The 26,530-nt window shown below is 72.2% G+C and carries 21 protein-coding genes; 13 read left to right on the top strand and 8 right to left on the bottom strand.

Features of this window, described 5'->3' with window-relative positions; translation table 11 throughout:
- Positions 1-100 precede the first annotated feature (100 nt).
- Positions 101-772, top strand: coding sequence for a DUF4097 family beta strand repeat-containing protein (locus tag ACH4MY_RS21065; RefSeq protein WP_398005167.1), 672 nt, complete (start codon positions 101-103; stop codon positions 770-772).
- A 100-nt stretch (positions 773-872) separates the two neighbouring features.
- Here ACH4MY_RS21065 and ACH4MY_RS21060 read toward each other — a convergent pair whose 3' ends face one another.
- A complete protein-coding gene (locus tag ACH4MY_RS21060) occupies positions 873-1,520 on the bottom strand; it encodes a TetR family transcriptional regulator (RefSeq protein WP_398005165.1) in 648 nt (215 codons plus the stop codon).
- A gap of 318 nt (positions 1,521-1,838) precedes the next feature.
- Here ACH4MY_RS21060 and ACH4MY_RS21055 point away from each other — a divergent pair, with 318 nt between their 5' ends.
- The gene (locus ACH4MY_RS21055) at positions 1,839-2,618 is read left to right on the top strand and encodes a VOC family protein (RefSeq protein ID WP_398005163.1); all 780 of its coding nucleotides are present in this window, start codon (positions 1,839-1,841) and stop codon (positions 2,616-2,618) included.
- 147 nt (positions 2,619-2,765) lie between these two features.
- Entirely contained in the window at positions 2,766-5,180 is a 2,415-nt protein-coding gene (locus tag ACH4MY_RS21050; protein WP_398005161.1) for a PQQ-binding-like beta-propeller repeat protein, read from the top strand.
- A 48-nt stretch (positions 5,181-5,228) separates the two neighbouring features.
- Here ACH4MY_RS21050 and ACH4MY_RS21045 read toward each other — a convergent pair whose 3' ends face one another.
- Positions 5,229-5,828 carry a hypothetical protein gene (locus ACH4MY_RS21045; protein ID WP_398005159.1) on the bottom strand — a complete coding sequence of 200 codons (600 nt, stop codon included), beginning with the start codon at positions 5,826-5,828 and terminating at the stop codon, positions 5,229-5,231.
- Between the two features lie 124 nt (positions 5,829-5,952).
- Between ACH4MY_RS21045 and ACH4MY_RS21040 the strand changes: the two genes are divergently transcribed.
- The gene (locus ACH4MY_RS21040; RefSeq protein ID WP_398005157.1) at positions 5,953-6,558 is read left to right on the top strand and encodes a hypothetical protein; all 606 of its coding nucleotides are present in this window, start codon (positions 5,953-5,955) and stop codon (positions 6,556-6,558) included.
- Here the strand turns inward: ACH4MY_RS21040 and ACH4MY_RS21035 are convergent.
- The 3 genes from ACH4MY_RS21035 to ACH4MY_RS21025 are packed head-to-tail and all read right to left on the bottom strand — an operon-like array spanning position 6,545 to position 8,881.
- Positions 6,545-7,315, bottom strand: a complete 771-nt coding sequence (locus ACH4MY_RS21035) for an enoyl-CoA hydratase/isomerase family protein (RefSeq protein ID WP_398005155.1) — start codon at positions 7,313-7,315, stop codon at positions 6,545-6,547. The genes ACH4MY_RS21040 and ACH4MY_RS21035 overlap by 14 nt on opposite strands.
- A complete protein-coding gene (locus ACH4MY_RS21030; RefSeq protein WP_398005153.1) occupies positions 7,312-7,737 on the bottom strand; it encodes a Zn-ribbon domain-containing OB-fold protein in 426 nt (141 codons plus the stop codon). Before ACH4MY_RS21030 ends, ACH4MY_RS21035 begins: the two co-directional genes overlap by 4 nt.
- Before the next feature lies 1 nt (position 7,738).
- The gene (locus ACH4MY_RS21025; protein WP_398005151.1) at positions 7,739-8,881 is read right to left on the bottom strand and encodes a lipid-transfer protein; all 1,143 of its coding nucleotides are present in this window, start codon (positions 8,879-8,881) and stop codon (positions 7,739-7,741) included.
- Between the two features lie 86 nt (positions 8,882-8,967).
- On the opposite strand from ACH4MY_RS21025, the gene ACH4MY_RS21020 reads away from it, so the two are divergent.
- Both ACH4MY_RS21020 and ACH4MY_RS21015 read left to right on the top strand, forming a co-directional pair.
- Positions 8,968-10,569 (top strand): FadD3 family acyl-CoA ligase, encoded by a 1,602-nt coding sequence (locus ACH4MY_RS21020; RefSeq protein WP_398005311.1) that lies wholly within the window; start codon positions 8,968-8,970, stop codon positions 10,567-10,569.
- Positions 10,570-10,671: 102 nt separating this feature from the next.
- Positions 10,672-11,343 carry a hypothetical protein gene (locus ACH4MY_RS21015; RefSeq protein WP_398005149.1) on the top strand — a complete coding sequence of 224 codons (672 nt, stop codon included), beginning with the start codon at positions 10,672-10,674 and terminating at the stop codon, positions 11,341-11,343.
- Positions 11,344-11,596: 253 nt separating this feature from the next.
- On the opposite strand, the gene ACH4MY_RS21010 is transcribed toward ACH4MY_RS21015, so the two are convergent.
- Positions 11,597-11,818 (bottom strand): hypothetical protein, encoded by a 222-nt coding sequence (locus tag ACH4MY_RS21010; RefSeq protein WP_398005147.1) that lies wholly within the window; start codon positions 11,816-11,818, stop codon positions 11,597-11,599.
- A gap of 230 nt (positions 11,819-12,048) precedes the next feature.
- A complete protein-coding gene (locus ACH4MY_RS21005) occupies positions 12,049-15,288 on the bottom strand; it encodes a BTAD domain-containing putative transcriptional regulator (RefSeq protein ID WP_398005145.1) in 3,240 nt (1,079 codons plus the stop codon).
- 183 nt (positions 15,289-15,471) lie between these two features.
- Between ACH4MY_RS21005 and ACH4MY_RS21000 the strand changes: the two genes are divergently transcribed.
- Positions 15,472-16,689 (top strand): amidohydrolase family protein, encoded by a 1,218-nt coding sequence (locus ACH4MY_RS21000; RefSeq protein WP_398005143.1) that lies wholly within the window; start codon positions 15,472-15,474, stop codon positions 16,687-16,689.
- A 67-nt stretch (positions 16,690-16,756) separates the two neighbouring features.
- On the opposite strand, the gene ACH4MY_RS20995 is transcribed toward ACH4MY_RS21000, so the two are convergent.
- Entirely contained in the window at positions 16,757-17,296 is a 540-nt protein-coding gene (locus ACH4MY_RS20995; RefSeq protein WP_398005141.1) for an RICIN domain-containing protein, read from the bottom strand.
- 289 nt (positions 17,297-17,585) lie between these two features.
- Here ACH4MY_RS20995 and ACH4MY_RS20990 point away from each other — a divergent pair, with 289 nt between their 5' ends.
- The 6 genes from ACH4MY_RS20990 (at position 17,586) to ACH4MY_RS20965 (ending at position 26,423) form a co-directional block, all read left to right on the top strand.
- Complete coding sequence (locus tag ACH4MY_RS20990; RefSeq protein ID WP_398005139.1) at positions 17,586-18,506, top strand: LLM class F420-dependent oxidoreductase; 921 nt, start codon at positions 17,586-17,588, stop codon at positions 18,504-18,506.
- Between the two features lie 14 nt (positions 18,507-18,520).
- Positions 18,521-19,282: an SDR family NAD(P)-dependent oxidoreductase gene (locus tag ACH4MY_RS20985; RefSeq protein WP_398005137.1), complete on the top strand. Its 762-nt coding sequence runs from the start codon at positions 18,521-18,523 to the stop codon at positions 19,280-19,282.
- Positions 19,283-19,413: 131 nt separating this feature from the next.
- Positions 19,414-20,538 carry an LLM class flavin-dependent oxidoreductase gene (locus ACH4MY_RS20980; RefSeq protein WP_398005135.1) on the top strand — a complete coding sequence of 375 codons (1,125 nt, stop codon included), beginning with the start codon at positions 19,414-19,416 and terminating at the stop codon, positions 20,536-20,538.
- A gap of 854 nt (positions 20,539-21,392) precedes the next feature.
- On the top strand, positions 21,393-23,132 hold the full coding sequence (locus tag ACH4MY_RS20975) for an amidohydrolase family protein (protein WP_398005133.1): 1,740 nt from the start codon (positions 21,393-21,395) through the stop codon (positions 23,130-23,132).
- Positions 23,129-24,580, top strand: a complete 1,452-nt coding sequence (locus tag ACH4MY_RS20970) for an aldehyde dehydrogenase family protein (RefSeq protein ID WP_398005131.1) — start codon at positions 23,129-23,131, stop codon at positions 24,578-24,580. Before ACH4MY_RS20975 ends, ACH4MY_RS20970 begins: the two co-directional genes overlap by 4 nt.
- A 271-nt stretch (positions 24,581-24,851) precedes the next feature.
- Positions 24,852-26,423, top strand: coding sequence for an APC family permease (locus tag ACH4MY_RS20965; RefSeq protein ID WP_398005129.1), 1,572 nt, complete (start codon positions 24,852-24,854; stop codon positions 26,421-26,423).
- The last annotated feature ends 107 nt before the right edge of the window (positions 26,424-26,530 follow it).

The raw sequence follows: 26,530 nt of genomic DNA, 5'->3' as shown, positions 1-26,530 counted from the left end.
ACGTGTATGTTGTGGGTTCTGTGAATGCAACGTAGCTTTTCGTTCATCGGAAAAGGGGCGGGCCGACAAGGGGCCCGCCCGCTGACGAAGGAGAAGAACGATGCGGAAGTTCGCCACCGCCGCCCCGGTCGCCGCCGTCCTGGACATCCCCGCCGGCCACCTGCGGCTCATCGCCGCCGACCGGTCCGACGTCACGGTCGAGGTCCTGCCCGCCAACGCCGCGAAGAGCGGCGATGTGAAGGCCGCGGAGCGGATCACGGTCGACTACGCCGACGGCGTCCTGCGGATCGCGGCCCCGCCCGCCAAGAACCGGATCCTGGGCGACTCCGGATCGGTCGAGGTGACCGTCCAGCTGCCCGCCGGCTCCCGCGTCGAGGCCACGACGGCCACCGGAGAACTCCGCGGCGTCGGACGCCTGGGCGAGGTCACCTTCGACGGCGCGCAGGGCACCGTCAAGCTCGACGAGACCACCGACGCCCGCCTGACCCTCCTCGACGGCGACATCACCGTCGGCCGCCTGTCCGGCACCGCACGGATCAGCACCCAGAAGGGCGACCTGCGCGTCACCGAGGCCACCCGCGGCACCCTCACCCTGCGCACCGAGGCCGGCTCCATCACCGTCGACGCCGCCCGCGGCGTCTCCGCCTCCCTCGACGCCGGCACCACCTACGGCCGCATCCACAACACCCTCAACAACACCGAAGGCCCCACCACCGCCCTCACCATCCACGCCACCACCGCCTACGGCGACATCACCGCCCGCAGCCTCTGAACCCGCCGTGACTCCCGGGAGACGGCGACGCCGACGGCGGTCCGTGGGAGCGGGCCGCCGTCGGCGTCGACGACAGGACGGGTGGAGGTGGGGGGTGGTGCTATCGGGTCGGCTTCTTCCCGGTGATGCCCAGATGCACCAACAGGGCGAGATTCGGCTTGAGTTCGGCCTGCTTCACACCCCAGGTCGTGAAGCCCTTCTGGTGGCCGGCGACCGCGGCCAGCATCGCCACGAGCGAGCCGGCCATGGCGGCGGGGCTGACCTCCTTGTCGACCTTGCCCTTGGCCTGGAGCTCCTTCACCGCGTCCGTGAGGGAGTTGGTGACCGAGTTCAGGATCTTCATGCGGATCTTGTAGAACCGCTTGTCGCCCTCCGCGGCGCCGAGGTCCACGACCCGGAGGATCGCGTCGTGCTTCCGCCAGAAGTCCAGGAAGCCTTCGACGAGGTCCTCGGAGGTCTGCCAGCCGGCCTTGCCGACCCAGGAGCGGCCGGAGACCAGCTCGGTCAACCCGGCGCCCTCCTTGGCCATTTCCTCCGCGATCTCGAGAACCGCTCCCTCGACGTCCGGGAAGTACTGATAGAACGTCGCGGGTGAAGTACCCGCCTTCCGGGCCACATCGATGACCTTGACGTCCCGGTAGGGCGAGGAGCTGAGCATCTCACCGAGGCAGTCGAGCAGCTTCTGCCGCGTCGCCTGGCCGCGTCGTCCGGCCACGCGGCCGTCGACGGTGCGTACTTGTCCTGTCATGCCGTCAGCTTACCGAGGGGGGGTCGGCGCGCGATTCGGCCGACTGCAAATGGGGTCACCCCCTCTGCCACTCGTGTTCTGCGAGGTCGGCACGCGTGTCTCGCTCCGGGGCGGTCCGGGGCGGAGGGGCGGGATCGAGCCAGTCCGGTGGGTGAGGAAGGCGGCGGCGGGGTCCCCGTACCCGAATAGGCTTATGAACAGCCTGTGGACAACTTCGGTGGACAACTCAAGTGTCCCAAGGGTTCCGGCATGATAAATCGCCACTTTGTTCGTATGTCGGGGCATGCGGGGCCGGTCCCGCGGACCTAGCGTGGTGGCATGGCCGTACGCACTGAGGGCACCCCCTGCTGGGTGGACGCACAGCTTCCCGACGTCCAGGCGGGCAAGCGTTTCTACGGCGAGCTCTTCGGCTGGACCTTCGACCCCGACCACGACGAGGCCCTCCTCGACGGGCGACGCGTCGCCGGACTCCTCCCCAAGCGCGACGGCCGCATGCCCACCACCTGGACCCTCTACCTCGCCACCCGGAACGCGGGCACCCTCGCCGCCCGGATCAAGGCCGCCGGCGGTCAGATGATCATGGAGCCCTACCCCGTCGGCCCCTTCGGCGTCCTCGCGCTCGCCGCCGACCCCGGCGGCGCCGTCTTCGGACTCCGGCAGTCGGGTGACGACGACGGCTTCGCGACCGTCGGCAAGCCGGGCTCCTTCTGCTGGATGGAGGTGTACACCCGCCGTCCCGACGCCGTCGACACCTTCTACGCCACCGTCTTCGGCTACCTCGGCCGGCAGGCCGACGCCGAGGAGGAGGGCAGGGACCCCGGCTTCGACTACCGCGTGTGGTCGCCCCCCGGCTCCCGGCCCGGCGACGACAGCGCCTTCGGCGGGCGCGCGGTCATCACCGACGACTTCCCCGCCGAGATGCCCGGCCACGTCCTCGTCTACTTCGCCGTCCACGACTGCGACGAGGCCTGCGAGATCACCGTCAGGCTCGGCGGCCGCGTCGCCACCCCGGCCTTCGACACCCCGCACGGCCGCATCGCCGTCCTCCACGACAACCAGGGCGCCCGCTTCGCGGTCCTGTCGGAACCGACCGGTTAGACCGGAGACATCCCCACCTGTACGGCCCGGCCGATATGACCTGTGACACCCCGATCCGCCCCCGGGTTCGCAACCGGGCCCTCGGACAGGAAGAATCAGGGCCACGGGGCCGTACCCTCATGGCCCGTACGGGGAGGTGGCAGGCAAGTGGAACAGCTGACGCAGCACGACCCGAGACGTATCGGGCCCTTCGAAGTGCTGGGCCGGCTCGGCGCGGGCGGAATGGGCCTGGTCTATCTCGCGCGCTCGGCCTCGGGCCGACGTGTGGCGATCAAGACCGTGCGCACGGAGCTCGCGGAGGACCAGCTGTTCCGGGTCCGCTTCACGCGTGAGGTGGAGGCCGCGCGGGCGGTCTCCGGCTTCTACACGGCCGCCGTCGTGGACGCCGACCCACGGGCCGCCGTGCCCTGGCTCGCGACCGCCTACGTCCCCGCGCCCTCGCTCGAGGAAATAGTGAACGAGTGCGGGCCGCTCCCGGCCCAGGCCGTGCGCTGGCTGGCCGCCGGTGTCGCCGAGGCCCTCCAGTCCATCCACGGCGCGGGCCTGGTCCACCGCGACCTCAAGCCCTCCAACGTCCTCGTCGTCGAGGACGGCCCCCGGGTGATCGACTTCGGCATCGCGTCGGGCGTCTCCAACACGCGCCTGACCATGACCAATGTCGCCGTCGGCACCCCGGCCTACATGTCGCCCGAGCAGGCCCGCGACTCGCGCAGCGTCACCGGCGCGAGCGATGTCTTCTCGCTGGGCTCGATGCTGGTCTTCGCCGCCACCGGCCACGCGCCGTACCACGGCGCCAACCCGGTCGAGACGGTCTTCATGCTGCTCCGCGAGGGCCCGGACCTGGCGGGACTGCCCGAGGAGCTGCGGCCCCTCATCGAGTCCTGCATGCAGATGGACGTCACCCGCCGGCCCACCCCGGCCGACCTCCAGGCGCAGCTGGCCCCGCACCTCTTCGGTCCGGGCAGCGACGACAGCGGCACGGCCTCGGCCTGGCTGCCGGAGAGCGCCACCGCCATGATCGAGACCCGCCGCGGCGGCCGTCCCGCTCCGGCCCCGGCCGCCCCGCCGATGCCGCCGCGCCCGCCCCGGCAGCCCGCCGACCGGGGCGGCGACCCGCGCTTCCCCGAGCCCGTCGGCGGCGGCCGGCACGCGGGGCCCGCCGAGAGCGGGGGCGGTCCCGTACGCCTCGGCGGTGCGACGGTGCCGATCGGCCCCGGCCCCCGGGTCGCGGACACCCGTGCCGCGCTCGCCGTCGGCCGGAGCGCCGACGCGGGCCCGGCGACCGGCTGGATCCGTCCGCCCGGCGGCGGCCCGCACGGCGCGGACCACGGTTCGTACGCGGGAGAGCCCGGCCCGCCGCCCGGCTCCCGCCCGATGGGCGTCCCCTCCCAGGGCTCCGACCAGGCCCTCACACCGGAGCCCGGCCCCTGGCGGCCGTGGCGCTTCCGGATGTCGAACGACGTCTGGGGTACTCCGGTCGTGGACGGCGACCTGCTGTACGTGACCTCTTTCGAGGTACACGCCCTGGACACCGGGAGCGGCCGGCGCCAGTTCAAGACCCGGGACGTGGCCTGGTCCATGACCGTCGCCTCGGGCCGTATCCACGCCTCCGACGGGCCCACGCTCTACGCCCTCGACGCCACCGACGGCAGCGAGCGCTGGCGGCTGCGGACGGACGCCTGGGTCTACTCGCTCCAGGTCGACCGGGGCACGGTCGTCACCGGTACGCGCGGCGGCGGGGTCCAGGGCTGGGAGGCCTCCAACGGCGCCAAGCTGTGGGAGATCACCGGCGCCCAGACCGACTTCGAGACCCCGGAGGCGGGGCCCGCCGTGCACGGCGACACCGTGTACGTCTGGCGGGAGGCCCGGCTCCAGGCCCTCGACGCCCGCACGGGCGCGGAGCGCTGGTCGTACCCGATCGGCGACGCCGCCTCCTGCGCCGGCGTGCCCGTCCGGGTGGCCCCGGCCGAGGACGGCTGTGTGTACGTGTCGGCGGGGACCCGGGTCCTCTCGATCGACATCGCGGCCGGTCACGTCCGCTGGCACTTCGAGGCGCCGGCCGTCTTCCTCTCCCCGCCGGCGTTCGCGCCGGGCCCGGCGGTCACGGGCGGCGGGGTGTACCTCTCCGACCACCTCGGCACGGTGTACGCCATCGACGCCACCACCGGGCAGGACCGCTGGCGGATCGCGACCGAGCCGCGCCAGTCGGCGGAGCCGGTGCTCGTCGCCGACGGCAACATCCATGTCGGCAGCGGCAGCGCGCTCTACACGCTCGACGCGGTCACCGGCACGCCCCGCTGGCGGTTCGCGGCCGGCGGCGAACTGGTCGGCTCCCCGGTCGTCGCCGACGGGCGGGTGCACTTCGGCTCGGCCGACCACGTCCTCTACACCCTGGACGCGACCGGCGGTCAGCTCCGCTGGAAGCTCGCGACCGGCGGCGAGATCACCGGCTCGCCGGTGGTGAAGGGCGGGGTCGTGTACGCGTGCAGCAAGGACCGCTGTGTGTACGCCCTCGACGCGGTCAAGGGCACGGCGACCGGCCGGGGGTCCACCGCGCGCTGACGCGGAGTGCCGACGCGGAGTGCCGACGCGAACCCGTCGTCCGAGGAGCTAGCTCCTGGGCGGCGGGTTCTCCCGTTCCGGGTCCGGCGTCGGTACGTCGAAGGTCCGCGTCGCCGCGTACGGCGCCGAGGCCTGCGGGTGTCGGCGCGGTCCCTCCGGGAGGGAGGGGTCGTCGGGCGGCGGCCCGTCGAGCGTGGGGTGGGTCGGCCGGGGTCCGTGCTCCACCGTGAGGCGCCCATGGGTCCGGCCGGACATCACGAGTGCGCCGAGCAGCAGCAGGATCCCGCCGCCGAGGGCGTTCGCGACCCCGTCGCCGACCCCCGTACCGCCGCCGACCGTGAGACTGCCCTCGGCCTGGCCGACCCGCACCATCCAGAGAACCGTGAAGCCGAGCACGACGAGCCCGGCGGCGGCCACCAGGAGGCGGGAGCGCAGCACCACGCCGAGGAGGGTGACGACGGCGGCGAAGAGGAACGGCAGCAGGATCGACCCCATCAGCCCGGACCGGTCGTCGGTGATGCCGGTGAACAGCTCGTCGATCGCGTAGGAACTCCCGTGACGGCCGTCGTACCAGGCACGGAAGGGGCTCCAGACGGCGGCCGTCGCTCCGGCGAGAGCCAGCACCGACCCGGCGACGTTACGGATCATCGATGTGGCCTCCTCGACCTCAGGCTCTCGCTCCCGACGCTACGCCGGGTGCGGGGGGCCCGCCACGCGGCACCGGGGCGCCGCTAGGGTGGCGCGGACACGACAGACAGGACGGGGAGTGGCGATGATGCGCACACGCCTGAAGATGGCGGCGACGCTCGCGGCGGTGGTGCTCGCGCTGACCGGATTCCAGACCGGCCACGGCCACGGCAGCAGCAGTGGCGGCGGCAGCGGGAAGAGCAAGAGCCGCAGCGGCGACTCGGACTCGGACGGCGGAGGCTGCTCCAACTCCAGGAAGAGCAACGACGACTACGACGGCTCGGGCGACTCCGGCGGGTCCGGTACCTCCGACGAGTACACGTACGACCCCACACCGACGGCCACGCCGACGGCGGCGGTGTACGTCACCACGGTCGACTGCGTGAAGCCCGCGCAGCAGAAGCGCAAGGGGAAGCCGGCCCGCAGGGCCGACACCACGACCACGCTGAAGATCGTCTCGGACGCGTGGGAGGAGAAGACCTTCCGGGTCCTCGTCCACTTCGAGGACGCGAACCACAAGGAAGTGGACCGGGCCGAGGCGACGGTCACGGTCGAGCGCAGAGGGACGAAGCGCTTCGAGGTGGAGATGGCGCACCCGGGGACCGTCGGCCGGGTGAGGGAATGCGTGGCCTTCGTCGACGGCGAGGTCGCGCCGGGCACCACCCCCACCCCCTCGGCTACCTCGTCCTGAACTCCGCCCCCCGCCGGCCGAACAGCTCCGCCTGTCGTTCCGGTGGCAGGTTCCCGAGCGCGACCAGGTGCGGCGCGTGCGCCAGCGCCTGGGCGCGGGCGGCCTCGCGGACCGACCAGAGCGCCCGGACCGTTCCCTGCACGGCCTCCGTCGGGTGGCCCGCGACGACGGCGGCGGCCCGCAGGGCGGCGGCCAGCGCCCCGCCGGGTTCCGTGAGCTCGGAGACGAGGCCCGTCTCGTAGGCCCGCCGGGCCGAGATCCGTTCCGCGCCGCCCATCAGCGCCATCCGGGCGATCTCCCCGTACGGCATCCGCTGCGCCATGTGGACGGTCTCGAAGGCGCTGACCATCCCGTAGGTGGTGTGCGGGTCGAAGAAGGCGGCGTCCTCGCCGGCGATCAGGAACTCGGACTCGCCGAGCAGATAGAAGGCCCCTCCGCAGGCCATGCCCTCGACGGCGGCGATCACCGGCTTCCACAGGTCGTTCGCCTTGGGGCCGATGGTGAGGAGCGGGTCGTCGATCGTGTAGGGCGAGGAGGGCTGGGGGACCTCGGCCGAGCGGTCGATGCCGGTGCAGAAGGCCCGCCCCCCGGCCCCGGTGACGACGATCGCGCGGACCTCGTCCTCGTACCGGAACCCCCGCCAGACGGCGCTCAGCTCACGGGCCATCTCCAGGGTGATCGCGTTGTGCCTGGCCGCCCGGTCGAGGGTGACGACGGCGACCCCGGTCTCCTTGTCGCGCTCGACCCGGATGCTCATCCGCGCTCCAGGAGCCAGCGGGGGACGGTGACGCCGTCGATCTCGGCGAAGGCCACCCGCACGGGGGCGCCGATCCGGAGCCGGGCCGGGTCGACCGAGTTCAGGGGGGCGTCCGGGGCGGCGACGACGTTGCCGACCAGGCGGATGCGGGGGGCGTCGGCGAGTTCGACGATCACCGCGTTGTACGGGGCCTGGGCGGCGTACTCGGGCAGGAGTGGCGGGTGGGGCAGCACGTACGACCAGATCCGGCCGCGCCCGGACATCGGGCGCCACTCGCTCGCGAAGGACTGGCAGTGCGGGCAGCAGGGGCGGGGCGGGAAGCGGAGCTCGCCGCAGTCGGCGCAGCTCTGGACGCGCAGTTCGCCCTGGGCGGCGTACTCCCAGAAGGGGGCGCCGTCCACGTCGGTGACGGGGGTCAGCATCTCAGCTCCTCAGCAGAATGGCCGATGTGGGGACTCCCTCGCCCGCGGTGACGAGGCAGGTGGCGGCGTCGGGGACCTGGGCGGTGGAGGTGCCGCGGAGCTGCTTCACGCCCTCGTTGATGAGGTTGAAGCCGTGGACGTACGCCTCCGAGAGCCCGCCGCCGCCGGTGTTGAGGGGCAGCCGGCCGCCGATCTCCAGGGCGCCGCCCTCGGTGAAGGCGGCGCCCTCGCCGCGTCCGCAGAAGCCGTAGCCCTCCAGGGAGAGCGGGACGAGCGGGGTGAAGGCGTCGTAGATCTGGGCGACGTCCACGTCCTGGGGGCCGAAGTCGGCCTGTTTCCAGAGGTGCCGGGCGGCGGTCCAGGCGGGGCCGGAGAGCGGGTCGTCGTTCCAGTAGTTGACCATGCCGTGGTGCTGGGCGGGCAGGCCCTGGGCGACGGAGTGGACGTACACGGGCTTCCGGCGGCAGTCGCGGGCCCGCTCGGCGGAGACGATGACGCAGGCGAGGGCGCCGTCGGTCTCCAGGCAGTTGTCGAAGAGGCAGAGGGGTTCGCTGATCCACCGGGAGGTCATGTACATCTCCCGGGTCAGCGGGCGTTCGTACATGATCGCGGCCGGGTTCTGGTTGGCGCGGTTGCGGCAGGCCAGGGCGACGTTGAAGAGGTGGTCGCGGGTGGCGCCGTACTCGTGCATGTAGCGGCGGGCGAGCATGCCGATCTCGTCGGCGGGGCGGAGCAGCCCGAAGGGGCGGGTCCACTGGCCGGGGGTGGGCAGCTGGACGGCGGTGTTCTTCCAGGGGCGGGGGCCGCTGCCCCGTTTCCGGGAGCGCCAGGCGACGCCGACGCTCGCCTGTCCGGTGGCGACGGCGGCGGCGAGGTGGCCGACGGTGGCGCAGGAGCCGCCGCCGCCGTAGCCGACCTTGGAGAAGAAGGTGACGTCGCCCGCGCCGATGGCCTTGGCGACCTCGACCTCGTCGGTCTCCTCCATCGTGTACGAGGCGAAGCCGTCGACCTCGGAGGGGTCGATGCCCGCGTCGTCGAGGGCGGCGAGGATCGCCCGGCAGGCGAGTGTCCTCTCCGTCTCGGGGAGCTGTTTGGCGAAGGCGGTCTGGCCTATCCCGACGATGGCCGTGGCGTCCTTGAGCAAGGCAACCTCCCCGTGTGACAGCGCTACTGACAGCGCGTCAGGTTACAACTAATCTGACGGATAGTCAGCTAAGGGGAGTGGTGGAGATGGACGAGGCGGGCGCGGTGGATGAGCCGGGCGGGCCGGCGGAGGCCGGGACGCGCGGCGACCTGGAGTGGGGCACGATCCCCGGTCTCGTACGGGCGGCGGCCCGGCGGTACGGCGCACGGGAGGCCGTCGTCGACGGCCGCGCCCGCGTCAGCTACGCCGAACTCGGCGAACGCGTCGAACGGGCTGCGGCCGCCTGCCTCGCCACCGGCATACGGGCGGGGGACCGGGTCGCGATCTGGGCCCCCAACACCCTCGACTGGATCGTCTCCGCACTCGGCGCCGTCACCGCCGGAGCCGTCCTCGTCCCCCTGAACACCCGCTTCAAGGGCACCGAGGCCGCCTCCGTCCTCCAGCGCTCCCGCGCCCGGCTGCTCTTCGTCACCGGCACCTTCCTCGGCACCTCGTACGTCGCCTCCCTGCGCCGCTCCGGGATCGCGCTCCCTCACCTGGAGAAGGTCGTCGTCCTCGGCGACAGCGCGCCCGACGAGGCGGAGTGGACCACCTGGAAGGCCTTCCTCGCCGAGGGCGACGCCGTCCCGGCCGCCCGGGTCCACGCACGGGCCGCCGCCATCGACCCCGCGGCCCCCTCCGACATCATCTACACCTCCGGCACCACCGGCCGTCCCAAGGGCGCCGTCATCAGCCACGCCCAGAGCCTGCGCTGCTACGCGATCTGGTCCGGGCTCGCCGGCCTCCGCGAGGGCGACCGCTACCTGGTGGTCAACCCCTTCTTCCACACCTTCGGCTACAAGGCCGGGATCCTCGCCTGTCTGATGCGGGGGGCGGTGATCGTCCCGCAGTCCGTCTTCACCGTCGACACCGTCCTCGCCAACATCGCCGCCGAACGCGTCACCGTCCTGCCCGGCCCGCCCACCCTCCACCAGTCCCTCCTCGACCACCCGGCCCGCCCGGCGCACGACCTGTCCTCCCTCCGCCTCGTCGTGACGGGCGCCGCCGTCGTCCCCCTCCGGCTCGTCGAGCGCCTCCGTACGGACCTGGGCGTCGGCACGGTCCTCACCGCCTACGGCCTCTCCGAGGCGAGCGGCATCGTCACCATGTGCCGCCGCGACGACCCGGACGGCGTCGTCGCCACCACCTCGGGCCGCGCGATCCCCGGCACCGAGGTCCGCCTCTCCGAGACCGGCGAGGTCCTCGTCCGGGGCCACCACGTGATGAGCGGCTACTTCGAGGACCCGGAGGAGACGGCCGCGGCGGTCGACGAGGACGGCTGGCTCCGCACCGGGGACATCGGCGTCCTCGACGAGGCCGGCAATCTGCGGATCACCGACCGGCTCAAGGACATGTTCATCGTGGGCGGCTTCAACGCCTATCCGGCCGAGATCGAGCAACTTCTCGGCCTCCACCCGGAGATCGCGGACGTCGCCGTCATCGGCGTCCCCGACCCCAGGCTCGGCGAGGTGGGGAAGGCCTTCGCGGTGCGGCGGGCGGGGGCGCGGGTCACGGCGGACGACCTGATCGCCTGGTCGCGGCGGGAGATGGCGAACTACAAGGTGCCGAGGGAGGTCGAATTCGTGACGGAGCTGCCGAGGAACGCGAGCGGGAAGGTGGTGAAGGGGGAGCTGAGGGCCCGGTGTTGAGAGGTGGGCCGAGCGCCGGAGAAGTGCAACCGTCCGCCGTCGTGTCCACGTCATAGGGGCAGTCCTCGGCGAACCGCAGACCCACCTCCCCTGGAGCAGCCCGTGTCCTCGCCAGCACCTTCCGAGATCCCCCTCACCCTGACCCCGCAGCAGGCGGCCCAGGGCGTGATCATCACCGTCGCCCTGCCGACCGGCCCCGCCCACCTCACGGTCCGCGCCTGCCGCCACGGCGAACTCGTCGCCGCCCGGCTCGGCGAGGGAACGGTCCACCTGCGCATCACCGTCGCGGGCGCCCCACCCAAGAAGGGCGGCCTCCTCGGCTGCCTCATCCCGCTCGCCGTCATCGGCGCGCTCATCGGCGGCTCGTACCTCCTGAGCGACGACGAGGACGACCGGGCCGGCTCGAAGGGCCCCGGCCCGATCCCGACGTTCTCCTACCCGCCGCCGCCCACCTTCGACGTGGACGGCGACCCCACCGCCGGTGCCACCCCCACGGAGAAGGAGCCCGACCCGTACGAGAAGGGCACCTGCCTCAACGGCTCGCTCCCCGACTCGACGAGCGCGCAGTCCGTCAGCGGCGTCGACGAGGTCTCCTGCTCGGCGTCCGACGCCCACTACAAGGTGATCCAGACCTTCCCGTTCACCTCGGACATGAACCGCTGCAACGCCAACCCCAGGACGCAGTACGCCTTCTCCCACCGCTACACCATGAACGGCACCACGATCAGCGAGTACGTGTACTGCCTGGTCGGCCTCGGTTCCTACGCCCGCTGACGGGCGAGCGCCACGACGGCGCGGGGAGGGAGCGGGTCCCGCACACGCCGGAGGGGCCGGGCATCAGCCCGGCCCCTCCTCCTGCGGTGGTCCGATCGCGTTGCGCACGGGCCCTGCCCGGACGGATCCCCCCTGGTTCCGTCGTCCCGGGTGTCCCCCGAGCCCGTGTGCTCCCCCGTCGACCGGACCTTCCCGGCCGGCCCCGGCAGCTCCCCCGAAGTCGCCGCCGCGGCCTTTCCCCGTCGGGAATGGTCTACTTGGCCGGCTCCGTGGTGACGTGGATGTTGCCGAGCGGAGCGGCGGTCTCCGTGCCGGCCGGCTCGCCGGTGACGTGGATGTTCTTGATGCCGATCTTCTCGGCGATCGAGTCCTCGGCGTCACCGCCGGTGACGTGGATGTTCTTGGTCTCGATGTCCGCGGCCTCGCCGCCGGTGACATGACCGTTCGTCGGCTTGACGATCGACTCGTCGCTCATCGCAACCTCCCGTGGTTCTTCGTGGGTCAGATGGGTCGTCGAGACCCGTCCGGCTGTTCCCCCGAGGACTGCCGGACGGGTCCCACTGCAGGGCCGCTCACCCTAGTGCGTGGATGAGGCGGCCTCATCGCCGACCCGTCTGCCCCCCGACGCGACGGATCGATGGAAGAAGCATGTCCTTCGGCGATAAACGAACGATGAACGCCGAGGCCGGGCCCCGATCGGCCGTCTCAGGCGGCGGCCGCCGGGGCGAGGAGCGCCCGGACCTCGGCGGCCTCGGGGGAGTTCAGCTCCTCGTAGATGCCGAGGGCGTCCTGCCAGCAGACCTCGGCCCTGCCGAGCTGCCCGATGCCGTTCAGGGCGCGGCCCAGGACGGTCAGGACATTGCCCCGGCGCCACTCCCCGCCGATTCCGCGCAGCACGGTCAGGGCCATCTCCGCGTGGGAGGCGGCCTGCGCGTACCGGCGGGCGGCGACGTCGACCTCGGCCATGCGGAAGAGCGTCATGCCCTCCCACAGCCGCTGCCGGCTGTCCCGGAAGACGTCGAGGGCGGCCGCCAGGCTCTCGTACGCGTCGGTGAGCTGCCCGCTCTGGGTGAGCGCGACGCCCATGGCGTAGCGGCCGTTCGCGCCCTTCAGGCCGTGGCCCATCCGGTCGTACATGGCGGTGCCCCGGCGGGCGAGGACGACGGCGCTGACCGTGCGTCCGGTGAGCAGATGGATACGGGAGAGGTTGCACAGGGCGCTGGCCTCGCCCGGCTCGTCCTGGCAGTCGCGGAACTCCTCGATGGCGCGGTTGAGGAACTCCTCGCCCTCCTCGTAGCGGTTGCGGTAGACCGCCATGACGCCCAGGGTGTTGGCCGCCCAGGAGCGGGGCATCCGGTCGTCGACCAGGTCGGCGAGGCCCATCGCCTCGCGGGCCTCCTGGTCGGCCTGGTCGAACCGGCCCGACACGTGGTGCACATACGCCGAGGCGATGGCCGCCCGGCCCGCGGCCCGGCTGTCCGAGGTGCGGCTCGCCGCCTCGCGGAGGACCGTCGCCACCGCCTCGTACTCCTTGGAGTTGGCGCCCGACTCCGCCAGGTCCAGCGCCGCCCACAGCAGGTCCACCCCGCGCCGCAGCGTCCCCGGGGGCCCGGCGGACTGACGGACGCAGGCGAGGAGGCAGTTGGCCTCGGCGTAGAGCCAGTCCTGGGCCGTGTGGCGGTCGGTGAAGGTGAGGCCCTCGTGAGTGGTGGGTTCGAGGTGGTCGACGAGGCGGTCGCCGGGCCGCTCGATCGCGTACACGCGCGCCGCCGTCGACAGATAGAAGTCGAGGAGCCGGGAGAGCGCCGCGTCCTTCTCCGACGGGGGCTGTTCGTCGCGGTCGGCACAGGCACGCGCGTAGAGCCGGACGAGGTCGTGGTAGCGGTAGCGGCCCGGCGCCGCCGACTCCACCAGGGAGGTGTCGACGAGGGCCTCCAGGAGGTCCTCGGTGTCCCGGAGCGGCAGGTCGAGGACGGCGGCCGCCGCCGCGAGCGAGATGTCCGGGCCGTCGGCGAGCCCGAGCAGCCGGAAGGCGCGGGCCTGGGCCGGTTCCAGCTGCCCGTAGCCGAGTTCGAACGTGGCCTTCACCGCGAGGTCGCCCGCCTGGAGCTCGTCCAGGCGCCGCCGCTCGTCCGCCAGCTTGGCCGCCAGGACGGAGACCGTCCAGGTGCGGCGGGCCGCCAGCCGGGACGCGGCGATACGGATGGCCAGCGGCAGGAACCCGCAGGCGGCGACCACGTCGAGGGCGGCCTCCCGCTCGGCCTGGACCCGCTCCGCGCCGACGATCCGGGTGAAGAGCTGCAGGGCCTCCTCCGGGGACATCACATCGAGGTCCACCAGGTGCGCGCCCGCCAGGTCCACCATGCGGATCCGGCTGGTGACGAGAGCCGCGCAGCCCGCCGTGCCGGGCAGCAGCGGGCGGATCTGGGCGGCGTCACGGGCGTTGTCCAGGAGGACCAGGACCCGCCGTCCGTCGAGCGTCGAGCGGTACAGCGCCGCCCGGTCGTCGAGCGAGTCGGGGATGGCCGAGTCGGGGGTGCCGAGCGCGCGCAGGAAGGAGCCGAGGACGGTCTCCGGCGCGGCGGCGCGGGATCCGGCGCCCTGGAGGTCCACGTACAGCTGGCCGTCCGGGAAGTGCGGCCTGGCCTCGTGCGCGACGTGCACGGCGAGCGTCGTCTTGCCGACGCCGCCGATGCCCGCGAGCGCCGACACGGCCATGACATGGCCCTCGGCGGTGGCGAGCCGGGAGCCGAGCTCCCGTACGAAGGAGGCGCGGCCCGTGAAGTCGGGGACGGTCGCCGGGAGCTGCGCGGGGCGGGCGACGGGCGCGGCGGCCGGGGCGGCCTCCTCGACCGGGCGGGCGAGTTCGGCGTCGGCCTGGAGGATGCGCTGCTGGAGCCGGGCGAGCTCGGGCGTGGGGTCGACGCCGAGTTCGTCGGCGAGGAGCCGGCGCGTGTCGGCGTACACGGCGAGGGCCTCGGCCTGCCGCCCGCTGCGGTACAGGGCCAGCATCAGCAGCTCGCGGAGCCGCTCGCGCAGCGGGTGGGCGGCGGTGAGCGCGGTCAGCTCGGACACGGCCTCCGCGTGGGCGCCGACCTCCAGGTCGATGTCGAGCCTGGTCTCCAGGAGGGTGAGCCGCCACTCCTCCAGCCGGGTCCGCTGGGTCTCGGCGTACGGCCCCGGGAGGGAGGCCAGCACTTCGCCGTCCCACAGGTCGAGCGCCTCGGCGAGCCGGTCGCGGGCCCCCGCCCGGTCACCGGCGGCGCGCAGCTTCTCGGCCTCGGCGCCGAGCTCCTGGGCGCTGGTGACGTCGAGGGCGGCGGCGGAGGTGCGCAGGGCGTAGCCACCGGACTCGCTGACCAGGACCTTGGGGCCGAGGGCCTTGCGGAGCCGGGAGGCGTACGTCCGTACGGCCGCGAGGGCCTGCGAGGGCGGTTCCTCGCCCCAGAGCGCGTCGATCAGTTCGGAGGCGGTGGCGGTGCGGCCGCCGCGGAGGAGCAGGGCGGCGAGCAGGGCCCGCTGCTGGGGCGAGCCGGTGGGCACGGGTTCGCCGTCGCGCCAGGCGCGGACGGGCCCGAGTACGGCGAACCGGAGAAGACCGGGGGCGGCGGCGCTCGTGCTCGCGTCGGCGGTGTCCGTGCCTGTGCCCGTGCCGATGCTTGTGCCCGTGCCGACGGTGTCCGCTCCCGCGCTCGTGGTTCCGTCACCGGTGCCGGTGCCGGTGCCGGAGTCCGCGTTCGCCCCGGCCGTCGCTTCGTGGCCGGTTTCCGTCACGGTCGCTCGGTCCGTCCTCGTGTCGTGGCGCGTCGGCGCGCCCACGTCCCGGCCCGTGCCCCTGCCGGCGCCTTCGTCCGGCGCCGTCGGGGCATCCGTGTTCACCGGGGCGTTCCCGCCCGTCGTCGGAGCCCGTTGCACCGGAACTCGCGGCCCGTTCTCACGGTCCATCGCTCCCCCTGCCCGTACCGCTACCGCTGGTTTCGCCCAGGACAGTCTGCCTTGCCCGGAGGGAGTCCGTCAGCATCGGGTCGGCCGTAGTCCGGCCCGTGATGAGGCCGTAGTACGGCCGTCACGTCGCCGATCTGCCCACATTAGCTGACGGGTCGTCAGATCAGCGCTACCGTGAGAGACATGGAGACCTTCCCGAAGATCATCTCGGTGGACGACCACACCGTGGAGCCCCCGCACGTCTGGCGGGACCGGCTCCCGTCCCGGTACCACGGCACCGGACCCCGGATCGTCCGCGCCCCGCTCAAGGAAATGACCTTCCTGGGCGGGAGGTTCGCCCCCGTCATGGGGGCCAAGGGCGACGAGGGGCCGATCGGCGACTGGTGGGTCTACGAGGACCTGCGCCGCCCCCTCACCCGGCTCGACACCGCCGTCGGCTACGACCGCGACGAGATACGGCTCGAAGTCATCACGTACGAGCAGATGCGGCCCGGCTCCCACTCCGTGCCCGAGCGACTGGCCGACATGGACGTCAACCACGTCCAGTCCGCGCTCTGCTTCCCCACCTTCCCCCGCTTCTGCGGGCAGACCTTCACCGAGGCGGGCGACCGCGAGCTCGGGCTGCTCTGCGTCCGCGCGTACAACGACTGGATGGTGGAGGAGTGGTGCGGGCCCGAGGCCCACGGGCGGCTCATCCCGCTCACCCTCATCCCGCTCTGGGACCCCGAGCTCGCCGCGGCCGAGGTCCGCCGCAACGCCGCGCGCGGGGTGAGGGCCGTCGCCTTCTCCGAGATCCCGCCGCACCTCGGGCTCCCCTCGGTCCACACGGACCACTGGGACCCCTTCTTCCGCGCCTGCGACGAGACCGGCACGGTCATCGCCATGCACATCGGCTCCTCCAGCCGGATGCCGTCCACCTCCGCCGACGCCCCGCCCGCCGTCGGCTCGACCATCACCTTCGCCAACTGCTGCTTCTCGATGGTCGACTGGCTGATGAGCGGCAAGTTCGAGCGCTTCCCGAACCTGAAGATCATGTACGCGGAGGGGCAGATCGGCTGGATCCCGTACATCCTGGAGCGCGCCGACGTGGTCTGGGAGGAGAACCGCGGCTGGGGCGGGGTCGCCGACAAGGTGCTGCGCCCGCCGTCCGAGCTCTTCGCCGGGCATGTCTTCGGCTGCTTCTTCGACGACGCCTTCGGGCTCCGCAACCTCGACGCGATCGGGGCGGGGAACGTCCTGTACGAGACGGACTACCCGCACTCGGACTCGACGTGGCCCAAGTCGCGGGAGGTGGGCGAGGCGCAGATGGGCCATCTGCCGCCGGACGTCGTCGAGCGGATCGTGCGCGGCAACGCGATCGAGCTGCTCGGGCTGACGAAGGACGGTCTCTGGCGGCCGTGACCGGTGCCACGGCCCGCCTCCCGTCCCGGCGGATCAGGTGCTCCGTTCCTGATCCGCCGGTCGTCCGTCAGCCCCGGACGCGAACGGTCCACATCTGGTTGGTGCCCCCGGTGCACTCCCACTGCTGCGCGCGGGCGCCGTTGACCGTGCTCCAGCCGCTGATCTCCAGGCACTTACCGCTGTTCTTGTTGATCAGGTACATGACGTCATCGTTGATGTAGTGCTGGTCCCACAGCTGGTTGGCGCCTCCGTGGCAGCCCCACTGGCGGACCGTCGCGCCGTTGGCCGTGCTCCAGTCGGCGACCTCCAGGCACTTGCCGCTGTTGGCGTTCTCCAGGGTGCCCCAGTAGCGGCCGTTCACCCAGTGGCCTGTGGAGGCCCAGCCCTGGTTCGAGCCTCCGTGGTAGTCCCACTGGTTCACGAGGGCGCCGTCGTTGGTGGCCCAGCCGCCGACCTCCAGGTACCGCTGGCTGTTGAGGTTCTTGAGGGCGTGGCCGCCCAGGTCCTGTGCACCGGCGGGCGACGCCTGGACGCCGGCCACCAGGCCGAGGGCCGCGACGGCCGTCCCGAGTGCGCGCAGCGCGGTGATCTTCCTGCTCGTGTGCATGGGTTCCCCTGTGAGTGCTGTCCGATCGGCACCGCGGCCGGGTGCGGCGCCGGTGTCCGGCCGTGAGCGTAGGGCCGGGTCTCCGCCGTGCCGCGCGGAAAAGGGGGAATCCGCGTCCCGGGACGGCCGGGAGCCCGTCCCGGGACGGCAGGGACGGCCGGAGCGTCCGGCAGCTCGCGACGCGTGAGCCTTGCCTGATGGGCCGTCAGGTACGAGCATGGGCCCCGCTCACTCACATGACGGATCGTCAGATCCGGCTCGCACGGACCAGAACTCAAGGGGGTTCCTCATGGTGGTCTACGGGATGCAGCTGCCGATCCAGTCGCAGAGCGCGATCTACGCCGAGCCCTGGGAGACCACCGCCGGGCCCGCCGATCTCCTCACGATCGCCCGCGCCGCCGAATCGCACGGCTTCGACTACCTCGCGAGCTGCGACCACGTCGCCATCCCGCGCCGGCTCGCCGAGGGCATGAGCACCGTCTGGTACGACCCGGTCGCCACGCTCTCCTTCCTCGCCGCCGCCACCGAGCGGATCCGGCTGCTCTCGCACGTCGCCGTCGTCGGCCTGCGCCATCCGCTCGTCACCGCCAAGGCGTACGCGACGCTCGACCACCTCTCCGGCGGCCGGCTGGTCCTCGGGGTCGGCGCCGGGCACGTCCAGGAGGAGTTCGAGGCGCTCGGCGTGGACTTCGCACGCCGCGGGGCCGTGCTCGACGAGACCGTCGACGCGCTGCGGGCCGCACTCGGACCCGAGGAGTACCCGGAGCACACCGGGGAGCGGTTCACCTTCAAGGAGCTCGGGCAGCTGCCCCGGCCCGCACAGGAGCGGGTCCCGCTCTGGGTGGGCGGCTCCTCCCCGGCCGCCGTGCGCCGGGCCGCGCTCAAGGGCGACGGCTGGCTCCCGCAGGGAGACCCGCGCGACAAGCTCGCCGAACAGATCACCCGGCTGCTGCGGCTGCGCGCCGAGGCCGGGATCACGGACCCCCTGACCGTCGGCGCGATCACCGAGCCGCTGTACGTCGGCGCGCCCGGCTGGCAGGTCGGCCGGCGCACCCTGAGCGGCCGTCCGGAGGAGCTCGCCGCCTCGCTGCGCGCGTACGGCGAGATGGGCGTGCACCAGATCCAGGTCCGGTTCCGCTCCCGGAGCCGTACCGAACTCATCGACCAGATGGCGGCCTTCGGCACGGAGGTCGCACCCCACCTGAACTGAGGAGTGTGGCAGGCATGGGCAAGCTGGACGGGCGGGTCGTCCTCGTCACGGGCGCGGCGCGCGGGCAGGGCGAACAGGAGGCCCGGCTGTTCGCCGGGGAAGGGGCCAGGGTCGTCCTCGCGGACGTCCTCGACGGCGCCGGCGAGGCGCTGGCCAAGGAGCTGGGGGAGGACCGGGCCGCGTACGTCCATCTGGACGTGACCCGGGAGGAGGAGTGGACGGCGGCCGTGGCCGTCGCCAAGGAGCGGTTCGGGAAGATCGACGGGCTCGTCAACAACGCCGGCATCCTCCGCTTCAACGAACTCCTCTCCACCCCGCTGGAGGAGTTCCAGGCGATCGTCTCCGTCAACCAGACCGGCTGCTTCCTGGGCATCCGGACGGTCGCGCCCGAGATCGCGGCGGCCGGCGGCGGGACGATCGTGAACACCGCCTCGTACACGGGGCTCACCGGGATGGCCGGAGTCGGCGCCTACGCGGCCTCCAAGCACGCCGTCCTCGGGCTCACCCGGGTCGCCGCCCTGGAGCTGGCGGCGAAGGGGATCCGGGTGAACGCGGTCTGCCCGGGGGCGATCGACACCCCCATGAGCAACCCCGAGGGCGTGGACCCGGCGGCCACGGCCGAGCTGTACCGCAAGCTCGTGCCGCTCGGCCGGATCGGACGGCCGGACGAGGTGGCGGCCCTCGCGCTCTTCCTGACCGGCGAGGACTCGGCGTACATCACGGGGCAGCCCTTCGTGATCGACGGCGGCTGGCTGGCCGGGGTCAGCCTGTTCTGAACCGGTCCCCATCGATCTGACGACTCGTCAGGTATTGACGGGTCCACCCCGCGGTGCGACAGTCGGGCACATCACGAATCTGACGGCATGTCAGAAACTCCGTCAGAAACTCACGAGGACGGTGAACCCCCTTGGAATTCGGGATCTTCGTACAGGGATACGTCGGCAAGCGCGCCGAGACCGATCCCGAAGCCGAGCACAAGGCCCTCATGGAGGAGACCGAGTACGTCATCCAGGCGGACAGGTCCGGCTTCAAGTACGCCTGGGCCTCGGAACACCACTTCCTGGAGGAGTACTCGCACCTCTCCGCCAACGACGTCTACCTGGGCTACCTCGCCCACGCCACCGACCGGATCCACCTCGGCTCCGGCATCTTCAACCCCCTCGCCCCCGTCAACCACCCCGTGAAGGTCGCCGAGAAGGTCGCCATGCTCGACCACCTCTCCGGCGGACGCTTCGAATTCGGCTCCGGCCGGGGCGCGGGCTCCCACGAGATCCTCGGGTTCATGCCGGGCATCACCGACATGAACTACACCAAGGAGCTGTGGGAGGAGACGATCGCCGAGTTCCCCAAGATGTGGCTCCAGGACGAGTACGTCGGCTTCCAGGGCAAGCACTGGTCCCTGCCGCCCCGCAAGGTCCTCCCCAAGCCGTACGGGAAGTCCCACCCCGCCATGTGGTACGCGGCCGGGTCCCCCTCCTCGTACGCCATGGCCGGCAAGAAGGGCCTCGGCGTCCTCGGCTTCAGCGTGCAGAAGGTCTCCGACATGGAGTGGGTCGTCGAGTCCTACAAGACCGCGATCAAGGAAGCCAAGGCCATCGGCGACTTCGTCAACGACAACGTCATGGTGACCTCCACGGCGATCTGCGCCGAGACCCACGACAAGGCCGTCGAGATCGCGGTGGGAGGCGGCCTGAACTACCTCCAGTCCCTCCTCTTCCGCTACCACGACACCTTCCCGCGGCCCGAGGGCATCCCGGAGTGGCCGGAACTCCTGCCCGAATACTCCGCCGAGATCATCGAACTCCTCATCCAGGAGGAGCTGATGATCTGCGGCGACCCGTCGGAGGTCCTCGCCCAGTGCAAGCGCTGGGAGCAGGCCGGGGCGGACCAGCTGTCCTTCGGACTCCCGATCGGGATCTCCTACGAGGACACCATGAACTCGATCAAGCTGATCGGTGAGCACGTGATCCCCGAGATCGACACGGACCCGATCCACCGCACGACCCGCTTCCGCCGGTCCGCGGGCGGCTGACGGCTCTGGGGGCGGGGGGGGGGTCGGCCCGCCGCACCGGTGGGCCGGGGTGTCGGCCCGGCCCCACCCGGGGGCCCTGGGCCTGCCTCGGCTCACCCCTGGGCGGTCCGGCGTACGCCGGGGCGCGCAGCGCACGTGCCCGCCCCGGCGGGCCCACCCACGGGCTTGCGCCCTGGCCCGCCGCCGTTCGGGCCGCCCCCGGGCTCGGGCTTCGGCCCGCCGCCCGTGTGGGCCCGCCCACGGGGCTCGCGCCTCGTGCGGGCCCGCTCACGCACCGCCCGTGTGGGCAATCGTCCCGCTGGGGCGGGACGGGTGGGCACAGGGGACGGCGCCCTTGGCGGCGCGTCCGCCCCTTGTGCCTGGACCCGCACCAGTACTTCGGCGCGGATCGGGTGCGGGTCAGGGCGCGGAAGGCCTGAGCCCGGCAAGGGGCGACGTTCCGTTGTGCCCACCCGTTCCGCCCTGGGGGTCCCCCCGGACGGAGTCTGGGGGAGGAACGAATGCCCACAACGCGGTGACGACGACGCACGTCGTGACCACCCGTTCCGCCCTGGGGGTCCCCCCGGACGGAGTCTGGGGGAGGAACGAATGCCCACAACGCGGTGACGACGACGCACGTCGTGACCGCCCGTTCCGCTCCGGCGGAACAACTGCCCACAACGCGATGGGCCGCGCCCACAGCGCGGGGCCCGCGGTCAAGTGGGTGGGCAGGGCCCGTGACCCGCGGTGGGTTCCGTGACGTGCGGGGTGGTGTCTTCCCGGACCGCCGCCCCGTACCGGCCCCGGCCGGAGGCCGTTCCGCGGCGGCCCCCGGTCCGGGGCGCACCCGTGTCCACGTCCAGAGAGGGAACGTCATGCTCGATCACCTGATCAAGGGCGCCACCGTCGTGGACGGCACCGGCGCCCCCGCCTTCACCGCCGACGTCGGGATCCGCGACGGCCGGATCGCCGTCGTCGCCGAGCCCGGTACGACGACCGAGAGCGCCCGGACGGCCGAGGAGGCGACCGGTCTGGTCCTCGCTCCCGGTTTCGTCGATCCCCACACCCACTACGACGCCCAGTTGTTCTGGGACCCGTACGCCACCCCGTCCATGAATCACGGCGTCACCACCGTCGCCGGCGGCAACTGCGGCTTCACCCTCGCCCCGCTCCATCCGGACCGGCCCGAGGACGCCGACTACACCCGCCGCATGATGTCGAAGGTCGAGGGCATGGCCCTGAAGGCCCTGGAGGAGGGCGTCGACTGGGGCTGGTCGTCCTTCGGCGAGTACCTCGACGCGCTCGACGGCCGGATCGCCGTGAACGCCGGCTTCATGGTCGGCCACTGTGCCCTGCGGCGGTATGTGATGGGCGCCGACGCCGTCGGCGGCCGGCCCACGCCCGAGCAGCTCGCGCACATGGTCGCTCTGCTCAAGGAGGCGATGGAGGCGGGTGCCTGGGGGCTTTCGACCACGCAGTCGTCCACCCACTCGGACGGCGACGGCGCCCCCGTCGCCTCCCGGCACGCGGGTCCCGACGAGCTGATCGCCCTCTCCCGGGCGGTCGGCGAGCACGAGGGCACCCAGCTGGAGGCGATTCTGGCGGGCTGTCTCGACCAGTTCTCCGACGACGAGATCGACCTCTTCGTCGAGATGACGGCGGCGGCGGGCCGGCCCCTCAACTGGAACGTCCTCACCATCGACGCCGCCGTCCCGGAACGGGTCCCGCGCCAGCTCACCGCGTCCGAGCGGGCGCGGAAGTCCGGTGGCCGGATCGTCGCCCTCACCATGCCGATCCTCACGCCCATGAACATGTCCCTCGGCACGTTCTGCGCGCTCAACCTCATCCCCGGCTGGGGCGAGATCCTCGCCCTCCCCGTCCCGGAGCGGATCGCGAGGCTCCGCGACCCGGGCGTCCGGGCGGAGATGCTGCGGCGCGCGGACTCCAAGGAGGCCGGGGTGTTCCGGCGCCTCGCCCATTTCGGGCGGTACGTCATCGGGGACACGTACAGCCGTGAGAACGAGGGACTCACCGGCCGTGTGGTGAACGACATCGCGGCCGAGCGCGGCCAGGACCCCTTCCAGTGCCTCGTCGAGATCTGCGCCAACGACGAGCTGAGGACGATCCTGTGGCCGATGCCGAGTGACAACGACCCGGCCTCCTGGGCGTTGCGGCGCGAGACCTGGGACCACGAGGACGTGCTGCTCGGCGGCTCCGACGCGGGCGCCCATCTGGACCGGATGTGCGGGGCCCCGTACACGACCCGGTTCCTCGGCGACTGTCTGCGCGGCCGGAGGCTGGTCCCGCTGGAGCGGGCGGTGCGGATGCTGACCGACGACCCGGCCCGGCTCTTCGGGCTCCGCGAGCGGGGCCGGATCACCGAGGGTTTCCACGCCGATCTGGTCCTCTTCGACCCGGAGCGGATCGACGCCGGCCCGGCGACCCTGGTGCACGACCTGCCGGGCGACAGTCCGCGGCTCGACTCGCGGGCGGTCGGGATCGTGTCGGTGCGGGTCAACGGCGTGGAGACGGTACGGGACGACGAGGTGACCGGCGCGGTCCCGGGGAAGGTGCTGCGCTCCGGCCGTGACACGAGGACGGTGGCGACCAGGTGAACCAGAAGCTCTTCATCGGCGGCGAGTGGGTCGAGCCCGACGCAGGCCATTACCCGGTAGTGGACCCCGCCACGGAGGAGGTCGTCGGTCTCGCGCCGGAGGCCTCCCGCGCCCAGGTGTACGACGCGGCGGCCGCCGCCCGTGGGGCTTTCGCCTCCTGGTCCCGTACGAAGCCGGAGGAGCGGGCGGCGATCCTCGACCGGGCCGCCGACCTGATGGCCAGGGACGCCGAGGCGAACACCCTCCTCGCCCGCGCCGAGACGGGCGCCACCACCGGCACGGCGCGCGGCATGCAGGTCGCCGTCGGCTCCGCCCGTTTCCGGCGGTACGCGCGCGGGGCGATGGAGCCGGTCGAGCAGGCGCTGCCCCCGCAGATCAACGAGGCGGGCCCGATGGGGCGGGCCGGGGTGTTCGGGGCGGTGGCGGTCCGGCGCCCGGTCGGTGTGGTCACCTGCATCACCTCGTACAACAACCCCTGGGCCAATCCGGCCGGGAAGATCGCCCCCGCGCTCGCGATGGGCAACACGGTCCTGGTGAAGCCGGCCCCGCAGGACCCGCTCTCCGTGTACGCGATGACCCGCGCCCTGGAGGAGGCCGGTGTCCCGCCGGGTGTCGTCAACGTGGTCACCGGCTCCTCGGTGGAGTCCGGGCAGGCGGCCGTGGACTCCCCGGACGTCGACATGGTGTCCTTCACCGGTTCCACGGCGGTGGGGCAGGCGATCGGCGAGGTCTGCGGGCGCACACTCAAGCGGCAGCTGATGGAACTGGGAGGGAAGGGGGCCGCGCTCGTCTTCGACGACGCGGACCTGGACTCGGCGGTGATGGGGATCGGGACGACGTTCTCCTTCTACAGCGGACAGATCTGTACGGCCCCGACCCGGGTGCTCGCCCAGCGCGGGATCTACGAGCGGCTGGTCGAGAGGCTCACCGGCTATCTGGCCTTCATGAAGGTGGGGGACCCGGCGGAGAAGGGCACGATCGTCGGCCCGGTGATCTCGGCGGCCCACCGCGACCGGGTGGAGTCGTACGTCGAGCTCGGCCGGAAGGAAGGGGCGCGGGTCGTGGTGGGCGGCGAGCGTCCGGACCTCGCGAAGGGCTTCTACGTGGCGCCGACGCTGCTCGCCGACTGCACCAACGAGATGCGGGTGGTCCGGGAGGAGATCTTCGGCCCGGTCGTCGTGGTCGTCCCGTTCGACGACGAGGAGGAGGGCATCGCCCTCGCCAACGACAGCGACTACGGGCTCATCGACTACGTGTGGTCGGGCGATGTGGCCCGCGCCTTCCGGATCGCGGGCCGGCTGCGGGCCGGCGGGGTGGGCGTGAACACGATCGGACGGAACATGGAGGCGCCGTTCGGCGGATTCAAGAAGAGCGGGGTCGGGCGGGACGTGGGCTCGTACGCGCTGCACGCGTACAGCGAGCTGCAGGCGGTGGTGTGGCCGGGCTGAGCCCGGCCGGAGCCCGGTCCGGCGACGGGCGGGAGAGCCCGGCGAAAAATCCTCGGGAAAATTTGGAAACGGACATTTCGGACTGAGCTGCGGTTCCCGCATATCGGACACGGATCGACCGACCTACCAGTTGGTCGGTCCGTTCTGGTCGTCGATCTTTCAATCATTGGCGGGGGTCCGATTCGACCCTCGTAATGCAAGGCACCGATCGATCAGATGAGCGGATTTTCATCCTCCGGATATGGAAACCGCAGCATTTAACGTCCTGTTCATGACTCAGGTGGAAGCGCGGCCCCAGGCCGGAGACACGGTAAGGGGCGTCAACGCCCCGGGTGACGCCAACGGCGTGCGCACCAAAGGCCTCGGCGGAAACTCCGTCGGCCTCCTCGGCAGTGCCGTCATCGGCATCTCGACCGTCGCCCCCGTCTACTGCCTGACCTCGACGCTCGGCTCCACGGCCGGCGAGGTCGGACTGCAGATGCCCGCGATCTTCCTCGCCGGCTTCCTCCCGATGCTCCTCGTCGCCTTCGCGTACCGGGAGCTCAACAAGGCCATGCCCGACTGCGGCACCTCGTTCACCTGGACCGTGAAGGCCTTCGGGCCCAGGATCGGCTGGATGTGCGGCTGGGGCCTCGTCATCGCGACGATCATCGTCCTCTCCAATCTGGCGGGCGTCGCGACCTCCTACTTCTGGCTTCTCGCCGGTGAGATCAGCGGCAGCGAGTCCATCGCCGCCCTGGACGACAACAAGGCCGTCCACATCGTCACCTGCCTGGCGCTCATCGCCGCCGCCACCGCGATCAGCTACCGCGGCATGACCGCCACCAAGGGCGTCCAGTACGCCCTCGTCGGCCTCCAGCTCGTGGTCCTCGCGATCTTCGTCGCCATGGCCTTCCAGAAGGCCGGCAGCGGCACCTTCGACACCGGCCTGAGCTTCTCCTGGTCGTGGATGAACCCGTTCGCCGTCCAGTCCTTCGCCGCCTTCACGGCCGGTCTGTCCCTCTCGATCTTCATGTACTGGGGCTGGGACGCCTGCATGGCGACCAACGAGGAGACCACGGGCAGCACCAAGACCCCCGGCCGCGCCGCGCTCATCGCGATGGTCGTCCTGGTCGGCTCCTACCTCGCCACCGGCGTCGCCGCGCAGATGGCCGTCGGCTCCGGCGACAGCGGGCTCGGCCTCGCCAACCCCGAGACCTCCGACAACGTCTTCGCCGCCCTCGCCGGCCCGGTCATGGGCCCGGCCCTCGGCATCCTGCTCTTCGTCGCCGTCCTCGCCTCGGCGGCGGCCAGCCTCCAGACGACGTTCATCCCGGTGGCCCGCACGGTGCTGGCGATGTCGACGTACGAGGCGCTCCCCGCGTCCTTCGCCAAGGTCCACCCGCGCTTCAAGGTGCCGGGGAAGGCCACGGTCATCGCGGGCGTCGCCACCGGCGTCTTCTACACGGTGATGACGCTGGTCAGCGAGAACGTCCTGGTCGACACGATCTACGCGCTCGGCCTGATGATCTGCTTCTACTACTCGCTCACCGCGTTCGCCTGCGCCTGGTACTTCCGCAAGGAGCTCTTCCGCTCCGGCCGGGACTTCGTCTACAAGGGCCTGTGCCCGGTCCTCGGCGGCGTGCTGCTGACCGCCGTCTTCGGCAAGACGCTGTACGACATGTGGGACCCGGCCTACGGCAGCGGCTCCTCGGTCCTCGGCGTCGGCTCGGTCTTCGTGATCGGTGTCGGACTGCTGCTGGTCGGCGTGGTGATCATGCTGGTGATGCAGCGCAGGAGCCCCGCCTTCTTCCGGGGCGAGGTCCTGACCAAGGAGACGCCGTCGCTGGTCGTCGCCGACTGACGGACTCCTCCCGAGTCCCGAGTCCCGAGTCCGGAGTCCGGAGTCACAGAGACGCGAAGGTGGCGGCCCGTGGGGGGTCCGCCACCTTCGTTCTTCCGTGTGGGCCG

Source organism: Streptomyces sp. NPDC017246, assembly GCF_044331325.1.
Classification (GTDB): Bacteria; Actinomycetota; Actinomycetes; order Streptomycetales; family Streptomycetaceae; genus Streptomyces.
The sequence above is the reverse complement of the archived record's forward strand: the minus strand, read 5'-3'. Positions and strand labels throughout refer to the sequence as shown.

What these genes read in the sequence shown, in the direction of transcription:
- ACH4MY_RS20990 (WP_398005139.1), top strand. Translation starts at nt 17,586, where the DNA reads ATGGTGGTCTACGGGATGCAGCTGCCGATCCAGTCGCAGAGCGCGATC.
- ACH4MY_RS21000 (WP_398005143.1), top strand. Translation starts at nt 15,472, where the DNA reads ATGGAGACCTTCCCGAAGATCATCTCGGTGGACGACCACACCGTGGAG.
- ACH4MY_RS20985 (WP_398005137.1), top strand. Translation starts at nt 18,521, where the DNA reads ATGGGCAAGCTGGACGGGCGGGTCGTCCTCGTCACGGGCGCGGCGCGC.
- ACH4MY_RS21045 (WP_398005159.1), bottom strand. Translation starts at nt 5,828, where the DNA reads ATGATCCGTAACGTCGCCGGGTCGGTGCTGGCTCTCGCCGGAGCGACG.
- ACH4MY_RS20995 (WP_398005141.1), bottom strand. Translation starts at nt 17,296, where the DNA reads ATGCACACGAGCAGGAAGATCACCGCGCTGCGCGCACTCGGGACGGCC.
- ACH4MY_RS21030 (WP_398005153.1), bottom strand. Translation starts at nt 7,737, where the DNA reads ATGCTGACCCCCGTCACCGACGTGGACGGCGCCCCCTTCTGGGAGTAC.
- ACH4MY_RS21005 (WP_398005145.1), bottom strand. Translation starts at nt 15,288, where the DNA reads ATGGACCGTGAGAACGGGCCGCGAGTTCCGGTGCAACGGGCTCCGACG.
- ACH4MY_RS21055 (WP_398005163.1), top strand. Translation starts at nt 1,839, where the DNA reads ATGGCCGTACGCACTGAGGGCACCCCCTGCTGGGTGGACGCACAGCTT.
- ACH4MY_RS21035 (WP_398005155.1), bottom strand. Translation starts at nt 7,315, where the DNA reads ATGAGCATCCGGGTCGAGCGCGACAAGGAGACCGGGGTCGCCGTCGTC.
- ACH4MY_RS21065 (WP_398005167.1), top strand. Translation starts at nt 101, where the DNA reads ATGCGGAAGTTCGCCACCGCCGCCCCGGTCGCCGCCGTCCTGGACATC.
- ACH4MY_RS21010 (WP_398005147.1), bottom strand. Translation starts at nt 11,818, where the DNA reads ATGAGCGACGAGTCGATCGTCAAGCCGACGAACGGTCATGTCACCGGC.
- ACH4MY_RS21060 (WP_398005165.1), bottom strand. Translation starts at nt 1,520, where the DNA reads ATGACAGGACAAGTACGCACCGTCGACGGCCGCGTGGCCGGACGACGC.
- ACH4MY_RS21040 (WP_398005157.1), top strand. Translation starts at nt 5,953, where the DNA reads ATGATGCGCACACGCCTGAAGATGGCGGCGACGCTCGCGGCGGTGGTG.
- ACH4MY_RS21020 (WP_398005311.1), top strand. Translation starts at nt 8,968, where the DNA reads ATGGACGAGGCGGGCGCGGTGGATGAGCCGGGCGGGCCGGCGGAGGCC.
- ACH4MY_RS20965 (WP_398005129.1), top strand. Translation starts at nt 24,852, where the DNA reads ATGACTCAGGTGGAAGCGCGGCCCCAGGCCGGAGACACGGTAAGGGGC.
- ACH4MY_RS20975 (WP_398005133.1), top strand. Translation starts at nt 21,393, where the DNA reads ATGCTCGATCACCTGATCAAGGGCGCCACCGTCGTGGACGGCACCGGC.